The organism is Escherichia albertii (assembly GCF_028622335.1).
In the GTDB taxonomy this organism is placed as follows: Bacteria; Pseudomonadota; Gammaproteobacteria; order Enterobacterales; family Enterobacteriaceae; genus Escherichia; species Escherichia albertii.
The window spans coordinates 4473738-4486338 of the sequence record NZ_CP117568.1; the positions used below are offsets into that span (position 1 = coordinate 4473738).

Consider the following 12601-nt stretch of genomic DNA (forward strand, 5'->3'; position numbering starts at 1 on the left):
TTAGTGGAGAGAATATGAAAAAGTTAAAAATAGTGACTATCGGTGGTGGTAGTAGTTATACACCAGAGTTGCTCGAAGGTTTTATCAAGCGTTATTCTGAATTGCCAGTTTCAGAGCTGTGGTTAGTTGATGTTGATGAGGGTAAAGAAAAACTTGATATCATCTACCAGCTATGCCAACGAATGGTTGCTAAAGCTGGTGTACCGATGACTATTTATAAAACGTTAGATCGTCGCCAGGCACTGCGTGATGCTGATTTTGTGACAACACAATTGCGCGTTGGTCAGCTAAAAGCGCGTGAACTTGATGAACAAATTCCTTTGTCACATGGCTATCTGGGGCAAGAAACAAATGGTGCAGGTGGGTTGTTTAAAGGATTACGCACCATTCCAGTGATCTTAGATATTATTAAAGACATTGAAGAAATTTGCCCGCAGGCGTGGGTGGTGAATTTTACTAATCCAGCAGGAATGCTTACCGAAGCAGTTTATCAGCATACGCAATTTAAACGTTTTATTGGGGTATGCAATGTGCCAATTGGCATGAAAATGTATATTCGCGATCTACTTGCAATACCTGAAGATAACGAAATTTCAGTTGATTTATTTGGACTAAATCATCTTGTTTTTATTAAAGATGTATGGGTGAATGGGCATTCCCGTTTTGATGAAGTTCTTGATAGATTAACTGCAAATAAAATAACGAGCAGTACTGTCAAAAATATATTTAGTTTACCATTTAATAGTGCATTTCTGCGTGGTTTAAAATTATTACCGTGTTCTTATTTGTTGTATTATTTTAAACATAAAGAAATGCTAGCGATTGAGCAGGGTGAGTTTTATAAAGACGGTGTGAGAGCGAAGATCGTCCAGCGGCTGGAAAAGAAACTTTTTGAACTTTATAAAGACCCCCATTTGGCAAATAAGCCGGAAGAACTCAATGAGCGAGGCGGCGCCTGGTATTCTGATGCCGCATGCGGAGTAATAAATGCGATTTACAACGATCAGCAAACTGAACATTATGTTAATGTTCCCCATCATGGGGTTATAGAAAATATTCCCGCAGACTGGGCTATAGAAGTGACCTGTATTCTGGGGCGAAATGGTGCCGTACCTCATCCACGAATTCACCACTTTGATGAAAAAGTTCTTGGTTTAATTCATACCATCAAAACGTTTGAAAGAGCAGCAGCACAAGCCGCACTGAGCGGAAAGCTGGATGATGCCATCCTGGCGCTGAATTTGAACCCGCTGGTGAATTCAGATGATGACGCTGAAATATTGGTCAAAGAACTGTTATTGGCGCACCAGCGTTATCTACCGCAATTTGCCGATGCGATAGCACAGTTAAAAGGATAATGGGGGGAGTTATGCAACGAGTGTTGATTATAAATGCGGATGATTTCGGCCTAAGTCCGGGGATAAATTACGGCATCATCGATGCTCACCGCCGTGGAGTGGTGACCTCCACTACTGCAATGATGACAGCGGATGCGATTGAACATGCTGCGCAGGTGTGTGTTGATGTTCCTTCACTGGCGATCGGGTTGCACTTTGTTTTGAGTTACGGTAATCCTCTGACAATGATGACATCGCTGCAACGGGACGGGAAACTGGGTAAATGGGTATGGGATGCCGCCCGTGATGGCCTCCTTGCAGAACAGGAAGTGGAAAATGAATTAGAAGCGCAATATCAAAAGTTTATAGCGTTATTTGATCGTGCTCCTACACATATTGATAGCCATCACCACGTTCATTTTATTCCTCAGGTTTGGCATGTCGTTTCTCAATTCGCCCAACAAAAAGGACTGCCTGTACGCTTCGATCCAGAGGCCGCTGCGCCGCAAGGAATTACCCGAGAAAATGTTATCTCAACGGAGGGGTTTTCTTCGCATTTTTATGCCGATAATGCCTCACAAGCGAAATTTCTTCATCTGCTTGACGAATCTGCAGAGCGTGGTGAAGAGACGTTCGAGCTGATGTGTCATCCCGGATTTGTCGATCGGATCGTACAGCAGAGTGCATACTGTTTCGAAAGACTGGTGGAGCACGAGATTTTGACGGCTGAAGCCTTACGTTGGGAAATTGCTGAAAGAGGATATCGGCTGGGGGCTTTTAACGATATTTAACGAAATAAGCGCCTCTGTAGAGGAGGCGCAGCGTTTATTTAGCAATAAACTGATTTCAGCCTGCCATGAAGAGTTCCATTTTCAGTTATTGACAGATACTCATCGTCTAAAGTTTTCAACTTATGGTTACGCACATCGATCTGTTTACTGCAAAAGGTAGGAGTGATAATTCTATATCATTATGGCTATTTTGCTTTTATGGAATTATCGGTAAAGAAACCTTGACTTATTTTCATGATGAATTGTTTGCATTTTTTCAGTCGTGTACTGAATGAGATAAATTAAATCGCAATTTATTTTTTTTGATAAAACTCAGAAAACCTCCAGATTTACAGTTTAGTGAGGAATATTTATTACCAGCTTCTCAGGTGAAAATGGTAACCTGTCCGTAAACAAGACAAAAAATACTCAAATCGGGTTGATAGTCGACAATTAAAAAAGGCGTGACGATGATCGATTTTTTAGTGTCCTTTATTGTTTTTATTTGCGTCATACTGCCTTCAGTTATTGCTTTTGGTTTATTCTCTTTTCGCTATATAAAAATGATGCGAGTCATTTGTTTTTCTGGTGCTGTTATTTTATTTATTATTGGAGGATGTGTCTTTTTTCATTATGAATATGGCATAACTCACCGAGGTGTTAGGGTTCAGGGAACTATTATTGATCGCCATGTCTGTATCGATAAAACACTTCGAGGCCCTGTTAATACAGGATATTGTGCAAACCTTAGTTATCTGGATAATCAACAACGGCGACATACTATTGCTCTTCCATTCCAGAAAACGGATTATGCTTACTTTAATCATGCTGTCATTGTGTATGATCGTAATGATCCTGAACAATGGCGAATTACTAGTCTTGATAATAAGATAATAAAAATTGATAAATTTAATTCAACGTTATTAATTTATTCTCTTGTTTTATTAATGTGGGGCGGAATATTACAACTTACTATTGACTCTCCGTTTGGAAAGAAAAATCAGGGTGGAAATCTATTAAAAGATATTTCTTTACTTCTCTCATATATTCGAAGGTAACATTGTGTCGATAATATTTCATCCTGTTATTCGGAGATTATGCTTTATTTTGGCAATAATATTATTCGCTATAGGGGGATATCAGGAATATCAATATAGCGATGGATTGATTAATAATGGAGCCATCGTGTCTGGCGTTATCTTTGAGCGTGAGCGTGTTTCTCATAGACTGCCAAAACGCGATGATTATCGGGCTAAGGCTCGTTATACGGATGAGCAAGGTAATAGTCATGTCATATCTCTTACCGCAAGTGGTACTGATTATGCTTACCATTCGGCGATTACTGTTGTATATGATCGCGAGAGACCTGAACATGCTAAAGTTATCAAACTGGATAATAATGATGTAAATATGGGGGATGGGCATCATATTGACGAATGGACTATTAGTATAGCCCTTTTCATATGGAGCATATGCGCTCACATCTTCAGAGAGTGGCCTGCAGCAGATAAAAATAGTTAGAGTAATTGAACCGCCGATTCTTATAGCATTATTTTAGTTAATTACACGCCTGATTTATTTTGTATATGCAGGAAATAACAAAACACGTGTGTTTGCTATTTATACGTTTTCGTTACGTCAAATGGCATGTAACTCGATAAAAATCGTGCCATTTATCCCAGACGCTAAAACCATAAAAGCGCCCCGTGACGTTAATTGGGGCGCTTTATATAACAGCATTATTCAGCAATAAACTGATATTCCGTCAGGCTGGAATACTCTTCGCCTGGGCGTAAGAAGCAGTCTGGTTGCGGCCATTCAGGATGGTTTGGGCTGTCCGGCAGAAATTCGCTTTCCAGCGCCAGGCCTTGCCAGTCGGCGTAAGGTTCGATTCCCCGCGACGGTGTACCGCCGAGGAAGTTGCCGGAATAAAATTGCAGGGCAGGTGCGGTGGTGTAGACCTTCAGTTGCAATTTTTCATCTGCTGACCAGACATGCGCCGCCACTTTCTTGCCATCGCCTTTGGCCTGCAACAAGAATGCGTGATCGTAACCTTTCACTTTGCGCTGATCGTCGTCGGCAAGAAACTCGCTGGCGATGATTTTTGCACTGCGGAAATCAAAAGACGTTCCGGCGACAGATTTCAGGCCGTCGTGCGGGATACCGCCTTCATCTACCGGTAGATATTCGTCCGCCAGAATCTGCAACTTGTGATTACGCACGTCAGACTGCTTGCCGTCGAGGTTGAAATAGACGTGATTAGTCATATTCACCGGGCAAGGTTTATCAACGGTGGCGCGATAAGTAATGGAGATACGGTTATCGTCGGTCAGACGATATTGTACCGTCGCGCCGAGATTACCCGGAAAGCCCTGATCGCCATCATCTGAACTCAGGGCAAACAGCACCTGACGATCGTTCTGGTTCACAATCTGCCAGCGACGTTTGTCGAAGCCTTCCGGGCCGCCGTGCAGCTGGTTAGCGCCCTGACCTGGCGAAAGCGTCACGGTTTCGCCGTCAAAGGTGTAGCGGCTATTGGCGATACGGTTGGCATAACGACCAATAGAGGCCCCCAGAAATGCGGCCTGATCCTGATAGCATTCCGGGCTGGCGCAGCCGAGCAGCGCCTCGCGGACGCTGCCATCGGAAAGCGGAATACGGGCTGAAAGTAAAGTCGCACCCCAGTCCATCAGCGTGACTACCATCCCTGCGTTGTTACGCAAAGTTAACAGTCGGTACGGCTGACCATCGGGTGCCAGTGCGGGAGTTTCGTTCAGCACTGTCCTGCTCCTTGTGATGGTTTACAAACGTAAAAAGTCTCTTTAATACCTGTTTTTGCTTCGTATTGCTCAGCGACAGCTTGCTGTACGGCAGGCACCAGCTCTTCCGGGATCAGCGCGACGATACAGCCGCCAAATCCGCCGCCGGTCATGCGCACGCCGCCTTTGTCGCCAATTACCGTTTTGACAATTTCCACCAGAGTGTCAATTTGCGGCACGGTGATTTCGAAATCATCGCGCATAGAGGCATGAGATTCCGCCATCAACTCACCCATACGTTTCAGGTCGCCTTTCTCCAGCGCGCTGGCAGCCTCAACGGTGCGAGCATTTTCCGTCAGAACATGACGTACGCGTTTGGCCACGATGAGATCCAGTTCATGCGCTACAGCGTTGAATTCTTCAATAGTGACATCGCGCAGGGCTGGTCGCTGGAAGAAATGTGCGCCGGTTTCGCACTGTTCACGACGAGTATTATATTCACTGCCAACCAGGGTACGTTTGAAGTTACTGTTGATGATAACTACCGCCACACCTTTCGGCATAGAAACGGCTTTGGTGCCCAGTGAGCGGCAATCGATCAACAAGGCATGATCTTTCTTGCCCAGCGCGGAAATTAGCTGATCCATGATCCCACAGTTACAACCAACAAACTGGTTTTCTGCTTCCTGACCGTTAAGCGCAATTTGGGCACCGTCCAGCGGCAGATGATAAAGCTGCTGCAATACGGTTCCGACCGCCACTTCCAGCGAAGCGGAAGAGCTTAATCCGGCGCCCTGCGGCACATTGCCGCCGATCACCATATCCACGCCGCCGAAATTGTTGTTACGTAGTTGCAGGTGTTTCACCACGCCACGGACGTAATTAGCCCATTGATAGTTTTCATGAGCGACGATGGGCGCATCAAGGGAGAACTCATCAATCTGATTTTCATAATCAGCCGCCATCACGCGAACTTTACGGTCATCTCGTGGTGCACAGCTAATGACAGTTTGATAATCAATTGCGCAGGGCAGAACGAAACCGTCGTTGTAGTCGGTGTGTTCACCAATAAGATTCACGCGCCCAGGCGCCTGAATGGTGTGAGTGGCAGGGTAGCCAAATGCGTTGGCAAACAGAGATTGTGTTTTTTCTTTCAGACTCATTTCTTACACTCCGGATTCGCGAAAATGGATATCGCTGACTGCGCGCAAACGCTCTGCTGCCTGTTCTGCCGTCAGGTCACGCTGGGTTTCTGCCAGCATTTCATAGCCGACCATAAATTTACGTACGGTGGCGGAGCGCAGCAAAGGCGGGTAAAAGTGCGCGTGCAACTGCCAGTGTTGGTTCTCTTCACCATTAAACGGCGCGCCGTGCCAGCCCATGGAGTAGGGGAAAGAGCACTGGAAGAGGTTGTCATAACGACTGGTCAGCTTTTTCAACGCCAGCGCTAGATCGCTACGCTGGGCGTCGGTCAAATCGGTGATCCTCAGAACGTGGGTTTTCGGTAACAGCAATGTTTCAAACGGCCAGGCTGCCCAATAAGGTACAACGGCTAACCAGTGTTCTGTTTCAACAACGGTGCGGCTACCGTCTGCCAGTTCACGCTGGACATAATCCACCAGCATCGGGGATTGTTGTGCTGCGAAATATTCTCTTTGCAGGCGGTCTTCACGTTCGGCTTCGTTAGGCAGGAAACTGTTTGCCCAAACCTGACCATGCGGATGTGGGTTAGAGCAACCCATTGCCGCACCTTTGTTTTCAAACACCTGCACCCACGGATAGGTTTTTCCCAGCTCTGCGGTTTGCTCCTGCCAGGTTTTGACGATTTCCGTCAATGCCGCAACGCTGAGTTCCGGCAGCGTTTTACTGTGATCCGGTGAAAAGCAGATCACCCGGCTGGTGCCGCGTGCGCTCTGGCAACGCATCAGCGGATCGTTGCTTTCCGGGGCGTCCGGCGTGTCGGACATCAGTGCCGCAAAGTCATTGGTAAAAACATAAGTCCCTGTGTAATTGGGGTTTTTATCGCCCGTGACCCGCACATTACCCGCGCAAAGGAAGCAATCTGGATCGTGCGCAGGCAACACCTGTTTGGCTGGCGTTTCCTGCGCCCCCTGCCAGGGGCGCTTAGCGCGATGCGGTGAAACCAGAATCCATTGCCCGGTGAGCGGGTTATAGCGGCGGTGTGGATGATCAACGGGATTAAATTGCGTCATGGTCGTTCCTTAATCGGGATATCCCTGTGGATGGCGTGACTGCCAGTGCCAGGTGTCCTGCGCCATTTCATCGAGTGTGCGCGTGACGCGCCAGTTCAGTTCGCGAGCGGCTTTGCTGGCATCTGCCCAGTAGGCAGGGAGATCGCCCGCACGACGCGGTGCAAAATGATAGTTAACCGGTTTGCCGCACGCTTTGCTGAAGGCGTTAACCACATCCAGTACGCTGCTGCCTACGCCTGCACCGAGGTTGTAGATGTGTACGCCAGGCTTGTTCGCCAGTTTTTCCATCGCTACAACATGACCGTCCGCCAAATCCATTACATGGATGTAATCGCGCACGCCAGTGCCATCTTCGGTCGGATAATCGTTACCAAAAATAGCCAGAGATTCGCGGCGGCCTACGGCAACCTGGGCAATGTACGGCATCAGGTTATTCGGAATGCCTTGCGGATCTTCGCCCATATCGCCCGACGGATGCGCGCCAACCGGGTTAAAGTAGCGCAGCAGGGCAATGCTCCAGTCTGGTTGCGCTTTTTGTAAGTCAGTGAGGATCTGTTCTACCATCAGCTTGCTTTTGCCATATGGGCTTTGCGGCGTGCCGGTAGGGAAGCTCTCAACGTAAGGAATTTGGGGCTGATCGCCATAAACGGTGGCGGAGGAGCTGAAAATAAAGTTTTTGACGTTAGCGGCGCGCATGGCGCTAATCAGGCACAGAGTACCGTTGACGTTGTTGTCGTAATACTCCAGCGGTTTTTGTACCGACTCGCCAACGGCTTTCAGCCCGGCAAAGTGGATCACTGCGTCGATGGCATGATCGTGCAGGATCTCGGTCATCAACGCTTCGTTACGGATATCACCTTCAACAAATGTCGGATGCTTGCCGCCTAAACGCTCGATAACAGGCAGTACGCTGCGCTTACTGTTACAGAGATTATCAAGAATGATGACATCATGACCATTTTGCAGTAATTGCACACAGGTATGACTTCCAATGTAACCGCTACCACCGGTAACCAGAACTCTCATAATTCGCTCCATTAGGCTTATGGTATGAAATAACCATAGCATAACAAAGATGCGAAAAGTGTGACATGGAATAAATTAGTGGAATCGTTTACACAAGAGTTTTGTCTTGTTTTATGCGCGAATAAACGATTATAAAACAGAGGGGTTATGAATGATTGCGCTTTTTATCTGAAAAAAAGACACCTTTTCCTGTCTACAAGCATCGAACCGTAGACCGGATAAGGCGCTTACGCCGCATCCGGCAGACAGCATTATCGACTCAATTTATTTTTGTCAGCGCGTAGCGATAGTGGTCGCCGTTCGGCACGAACTCCAGTCGATGGGTGATGCAGGCTGGCGCATCTTCGGCATGGTGAGAAACGAACAACAACTGCGTTTCACCTTCGCTAATCAGCACATCAACAAAACGGCGGATAAGCTGGCGATTGAGCGGATCAAGCCCCTGCAATGGTTCATCGAGAATAAGCAAAGTCGGATGCTTCACCAGTGCGCGGACGATCAGCGCCAGACGTTGCTGCCCCCAGGAAAGACTATGGAAAGGTGCGTCTGCGGTGCGTTTATTAATGCCGAGAATGTCCAGCCACTGCTGCACTAGCTTTTGCTGGCGATCCGAAACGGCCTGATAAATGCCAATAGAATCAAAATAACCGGAAAGGATCACGTTGCGCACAGTCGTGCTGACCCGATAATCCAGATGTAGATTGCTGCTGACATAACCGATATGTTTTTTGATATCCCAGATGGTTTCGCCACTGCCGCGACGTCGTCCGAAAAGCGTCAAATCGTTGCTGTAACCTTGCGGATGGTCGCCAGTAATCAAGCTTAATAACGTCGATTTTCCCGCGCCATTTGGCCCGACAATTTGCCAGTGTTCGCCGGGATTCACCTGCCAGCTAAGGTTGTTAAGGATGGGGCGATCATTATAAGAAACCACGCCGTTGTTTAGCACAATGCGCGGTTCGCTGGCGGGTAAGCCGTGGCGCGCTGATGGCTCATCCGATTCCGGCAGTTGCACACCATCAAGTTGCTCGCTGTGCGCCAGTTGCGCGATAAGCGCCTGCTGGAGCAGACCTTCTTTAGCACCGATTTCTGTTAATGTGCAATCCACCAGTACGCCCGCAAACTGGACAAATTCCGGGATCTCATCGAAGCGATTGAGTACCAGCACCAGAGTGAGCCCTGCCTGATGTAATGAAGCGAGTAATTCTGCCAGTTGCTGACGTGAGGCTACGTCAAGGCCATCGAACGGTTCATCAAGAATCAATAAATCAGGAGCAGACATCAGTGCCTGGCACAAAAGGGCTTTGCGCGTCTCGCCAGTAGAAAGGTATTTGAAGCGTCGGTTGAGAAGGGAGGTAATACCGAATTGCTGCGCCAGTTGCCTGCAACGCTCAGCATCCTTAACGGTATCCTGAATAATCTCGGCTGTGGTACGCCCGGTGTCATCTTCGTCAGGGCCCAACATATCGGTATTATTCCGCTGCCATTCGTCGCTGATGAGTTTTTGCAATTGCTCGAAAGAAAGGCGAGTAATATGAGAAAACAGGCTTTGCCGTTCGCCTTTCAAAAGCGGAAGTTCACCCGCCAGCGCCCGGGCCAGCGCCGACTTCCCGCTTCCATTCGAACCGACAAACGCCCAACTATCACCCGCGTTTAACATTAGCTGATGCAATTGCAGCGTTTTTGTGTCGCCAAGACGAAACGTGCCTTGCAAAATTTGCAACGATGACATTTTATATCCCATTTTTTGCAGCGATTACTGACAGGGATACGTTTTTAATAACAAATTGTCAACACACTTAGCACAGTGTAGCGATAATCACGCTGTCGGCGTTAAAGTAAGCAGTAACATTTTGTCCTTGCTCAAAAGAAGCTGCTTCATTTACCGGCACCGTGGCGCACAGCGTTTGCCCGTCTGGCAGCGTCATCAATACTTCACACTGTTCCGCACCGCGTTCAATATGACTGATAATACCCGGTAACTGGTTGTCGGCTCCCTGAGCTACGGCGTCATTCTGAGTAATGCTCACCCACGGCGCCTTCAACAGAACCAATACTTCTTTGCCTTCATCCAGCCCCAGGCGTGCGCCGCTTTGTGCGGTAATCGCGACTTTCAGGCGCGTTTTACCATCGGCCAGCAATACATCAACATGTTGTTGAACATCATCATGATCGCGGGCGGTGATAGTGCCGAACCACTGGTTACGGGCGCTGGTTTGCAGTGAAAAACGAGAGATAGCCGCCAGCAGGCTATTGAGGGGCAGGGCGTCATCATCACTTAAGACATCAAAGGCTTTTTGTTGGATCTGGGCGAGCAGATCGTAAAGCTGGATCAGCCGCTGACCATAACGGGTCAAGACCGCACCGCCGCCGCCTTTTCCGCCCGTTGCGCGTTCAACCAGCGTATGCTCACTTAACTGATTCATCTCGTTAATGGCATCCCACGCGCTTTTATAGCTGATACCGGCATCTTTCGCCCCCTGGCTGATAGAACCAGAAAGCGCAATGTGTTTTAGTAGCGAGATGCGGCGCGGGTCGGCAAACAGTTTTTGTTGAAGCTTAAGGGTGAGAAGAATTTCGGCCTGCATAACTATGTCCTGGCAAAAGTCTTATTGTGACGGAAAATGAACGCTACGCAAAGCTGACCGCACAAAAGGGGAGTGCTTTTCTGTGCTTAGCGGTTAGAATAGTCACAGGACTATATCTGGAGTTGACCATGTTAGAGTTATTAAAAAGTCTGGTATTCGCCGTAATCATGGTACCTGTCGTGATGGCCATCATCCTGGGTTTGATTTACGGTCTTGGTGAAGTTTTCAACATCTTTTCAGGTGTTGGTAAAAAAGACCAGCCTGGACAGAATCATTGATTCCATGAATGCCCGCTGAGTCGGGCGTTTTCTTTTTATCAACCTCCTGCTTTTCCTGCCGATATTTTTTCCTCTCTACCTCACAAAGGTGAGTAATAACTACTGGGAAAATTCCGAACTTGCCGTTATATTGGCACCTACATAACGTTAAATAAAGGGGTTACAAATGGCTCGTAAATGGTTGAACCTGTTTGCCGGGGCGGCGCTTTCTTTCACTGTCGCTGGCAACGCGTTGGCGGACGAAGGTAAAATTACAGTTTTTGCGGCGGCGTCACTGACTAATGCGATGCAGGATATTGCCACGCAATATAAGAAAGAGAAGGGCGTGGATGTGGTTTCTTCTTTCGCCTCTTCTTCTACTCTGGCCCGTCAGATTGAGGCGGGTGCACCTGCAGATCTGTTCATTTCTGCCGATCAGAAATGGATGGATTATGCAGTCGATAAGAAAGGGATCGATACGACCACGCGCCAGACATTACTCGGCAATAGTCTTGTTGTGGTGGCCCCGAAAACCAGTGCGCAGAAAGATTTCACCATCGATAACAAAACTAACTGGACCTCTCTACTGAATGGCGGTCGTCTGGCTGTTGGCGACCCGGAACATGTTCCGGCCGGTATTTATGCGAAAGAAGCGCTGCAAAAGCTGGGCGCATGGGATACGCTCTCTCCAAAACTGGCTCCGGCGGAAGATGTGCGCGGGGCGCTGGCGTTAGTAGAACGTAACGAAGCGCCGTTGGGCATTGTTTATGGTTCTGACGCGGTGGCCAGCAAAGGGGTTAAAGTCGTTGCGACCTTCCCGGAAGATTCCCATAAAAAAGTGGAATATCCGGTGGCTGTTGTGGAAGGTCATAATAACGCGACAGTGAAAGCATTTTACGATTATCTGAAGGGGCCGCAGGCTGCGGAAATCTTTAAACGTTACGGATTTACAACTAAGTAATGATACTGACCGATCCAGAATGGCAGGCGGTTTTACTAAGCCTGAAAGTTTCTTCCCTGGCTGTGCTGTTTAGCCTGCCGTTTGGGATCTTTTTTGCCTGGCTACTGGTGCGTTGCTCGTTTCCAGGCAAAGCTCTGCTCGACAGCGTGCTGCATTTACCACTGGTATTGCCGCCAGTGGTTGTCGGCTATTTGCTGTTGGTTTCCATGGGACGGCGTGGATTTATCGGCGAACGTCTTTATGACTGGTTTGGCATTACCTTCGCGTTTAGCTGGCGCGGTGCGGTTCTCGCAGCCGCAGTTATGTCCTTTCCGTTGATGGTGCGGGCGATTCGTCTGGCGCTGGAAGGCGTTGATGTCAAACTGGAACAGGCTGCAAGAACGCTGGGGGCCGGGCGCTGGCGAGTCTTCTTCACCATTACGCTACCGCTGACGTTACCGGGAATTATCGTCGGTACAGTATTGGCTTTCGCTCGCTCTCTTGGCGAATTTGGCGCAACAATTACCTTTGTTTCAAACATTCCTGGTGAAACGCGTACCATTCCTTCTGCTATGTATACCCTTATCCAGACCCCGGGTGGGGAAAGCGGTGCGGCGAGGCTATGCATTATCTCTATTGCGCTGGCGATGATCTCCCTGTTGATTTCGGAATGGCTGGCAAGAATCAGCCGTGAACGGGCGGGACGATAAT

At 48.2% G+C, this 12601-nt stretch carries 13 protein-coding genes; 7 read left to right on the forward strand and 6 right to left on the reverse strand.

The window, feature by feature from the left end; genetic code table 11:
- The first annotated feature begins 14 nt into the window (after positions 1–14).
- The 4 genes from PS053_RS21545 (at position 15) to PS053_RS21560 (ending at position 3628) form a co-directional block, all read left to right on the forward strand.
- Positions 15–1358 (forward strand): 6-phospho-beta-glucosidase, encoded by a 1344-nt coding sequence (locus PS053_RS21545; protein WP_256879092.1) that lies wholly within the window; start codon positions 15–17, stop codon positions 1356–1358.
- Positions 1359–1369: 11 nt separating this feature from the next.
- Positions 1370–2128 carry a chitin disaccharide deacetylase gene (gene chbG, locus PS053_RS21550; RefSeq protein ID WP_044710173.1) on the forward strand — a complete coding sequence of 253 codons (759 nt, stop codon included), beginning with the start codon at positions 1370–1372 and terminating at the stop codon, positions 2126–2128.
- Positions 2129–2577: 449 nt separating this feature from the next.
- A complete protein-coding gene (locus PS053_RS21555; protein WP_000564892.1) occupies positions 2578–3165 on the forward strand; it encodes a hypothetical protein in 588 nt (195 codons plus the stop codon).
- A 4-nt stretch (positions 3166–3169) separates the two neighbouring features.
- Positions 3170–3628 carry a DUF3592 domain-containing protein gene (locus PS053_RS21560; protein ID WP_107192153.1) on the forward strand — a complete coding sequence of 153 codons (459 nt, stop codon included), beginning with the start codon at positions 3170–3172 and terminating at the stop codon, positions 3626–3628.
- A 218-nt stretch (positions 3629–3846) separates the two neighbouring features.
- Here the strand turns inward: PS053_RS21560 and galM are convergent, their stop codons facing one another.
- The 6 genes from galM to modE all read right to left on the reverse strand — a co-directional run bounded on the left by galM (position 3847) and on the right by modE (position 10693).
- Entirely contained in the window at positions 3847–4887 is a 1041-nt protein-coding gene (galM, locus tag PS053_RS21565; RefSeq protein ID WP_000931385.1) for a galactose-1-epimerase, read from the reverse strand.
- Positions 4881–6029, reverse strand: a complete 1149-nt coding sequence (gene galK, locus PS053_RS21570) for a galactokinase (RefSeq protein WP_000053404.1) — start codon at positions 6027–6029, stop codon at positions 4881–4883. The genes galM and galK overlap by 7 nt, the downstream gene beginning before the upstream one ends.
- A gap of 3 nt (positions 6030–6032) precedes the next feature.
- On the reverse strand, positions 6033–7079 hold the full coding sequence (galT, locus tag PS053_RS21575) for a galactose-1-phosphate uridylyltransferase (RefSeq protein WP_000191534.1): 1047 nt from the start codon (positions 7077–7079) through the stop codon (positions 6033–6035).
- Positions 7080–7088: 9 nt separating this feature from the next.
- Positions 7089–8105, reverse strand: coding sequence for a UDP-glucose 4-epimerase GalE (galE, locus tag PS053_RS21580; RefSeq protein WP_001265429.1), 1017 nt, complete (start codon positions 8103–8105; stop codon positions 7089–7091).
- A 259-nt stretch (positions 8106–8364) separates the two neighbouring features.
- Positions 8365–9837: a molybdate ABC transporter ATP-binding protein ModF gene (gene modF, locus PS053_RS21585; protein ID WP_000096828.1), complete on the reverse strand. Its 1473-nt coding sequence runs from the start codon at positions 9835–9837 to the stop codon at positions 8365–8367.
- Between the two features lie 67 nt (positions 9838–9904).
- The gene (modE, locus tag PS053_RS21590) at positions 9905–10693 is read right to left on the reverse strand and encodes a molybdenum-dependent transcriptional regulator (RefSeq protein ID WP_001147453.1); all 789 of its coding nucleotides are present in this window, start codon (positions 10691–10693) and stop codon (positions 9905–9907) included.
- Positions 10694–10821: 128 nt separating this feature from the next.
- On the opposite strand from modE, the gene acrZ reads away from it, so the two are divergent.
- From acrZ to modB, 3 genes are all read left to right on the forward strand, one after another.
- Positions 10822–10971, forward strand: coding sequence for a multidrug efflux pump accessory protein AcrZ (acrZ, locus tag PS053_RS21595; RefSeq protein WP_000891515.1), 150 nt, complete (start codon positions 10822–10824; stop codon positions 10969–10971).
- A 166-nt stretch (positions 10972–11137) separates the two neighbouring features.
- Positions 11138–11911, forward strand: a complete 774-nt coding sequence (gene modA, locus PS053_RS21600) for a molybdate ABC transporter substrate-binding protein (protein WP_000113009.1) — start codon at positions 11138–11140, stop codon at positions 11909–11911.
- A complete protein-coding gene (gene modB / locus PS053_RS21605; protein ID WP_000604028.1) occupies positions 11911–12600 on the forward strand; it encodes a molybdate ABC transporter permease subunit in 690 nt (229 codons plus the stop codon). Before modA ends, modB begins: the two co-directional genes overlap by 1 nt.
- The last annotated feature ends 1 nt before the right edge of the window (position 12601 follow it).

Excerpts from the sequence above, each read along its gene's own strand:
- PS053_RS21545 (WP_256879092.1), top strand. The coding sequence starts at position 15 with ATGAAAAAGTTAAAAATAGTGACTATCGGTGGTGGTAGTAGTTATACA.
- chbG (WP_044710173.1), top strand. The coding sequence starts at position 1,370 with ATGCAACGAGTGTTGATTATAAATGCGGATGATTTCGGCCTAAGTCCG.
- PS053_RS21555 (WP_000564892.1), top strand. The coding sequence starts at position 2,578 with ATGATCGATTTTTTAGTGTCCTTTATTGTTTTTATTTGCGTCATACTG.
- galK (WP_000053404.1), bottom strand. The coding sequence starts at position 6,029 with ATGAGTCTGAAAGAAAAAACACAATCTCTGTTTGCCAACGCATTTGGC.
- galT (WP_000191534.1), bottom strand. The coding sequence starts at position 7,079 with ATGACGCAATTTAATCCCGTTGATCATCCACACCGCCGCTATAACCCG.
- galE (WP_001265429.1), bottom strand. The coding sequence starts at position 8,105 with ATGAGAGTTCTGGTTACCGGTGGTAGCGGTTACATTGGAAGTCATACC.
- modF (WP_000096828.1), bottom strand. The coding sequence starts at position 9,837 with ATGTCATCGTTGCAAATTTTGCAAGGCACGTTTCGTCTTGGCGACACA.
- modE (WP_001147453.1), bottom strand. The coding sequence starts at position 10,693 with ATGCAGGCCGAAATTCTTCTCACCCTTAAGCTTCAACAAAAACTGTTT.
- acrZ (WP_000891515.1), top strand. The coding sequence starts at position 10,822 with ATGTTAGAGTTATTAAAAAGTCTGGTATTCGCCGTAATCATGGTACCT.
- modA (WP_000113009.1), top strand. The coding sequence starts at position 11,138 with ATGGCTCGTAAATGGTTGAACCTGTTTGCCGGGGCGGCGCTTTCTTTC.
- modB (WP_000604028.1), top strand. The coding sequence starts at position 11,911 with ATGATACTGACCGATCCAGAATGGCAGGCGGTTTTACTAAGCCTGAAA.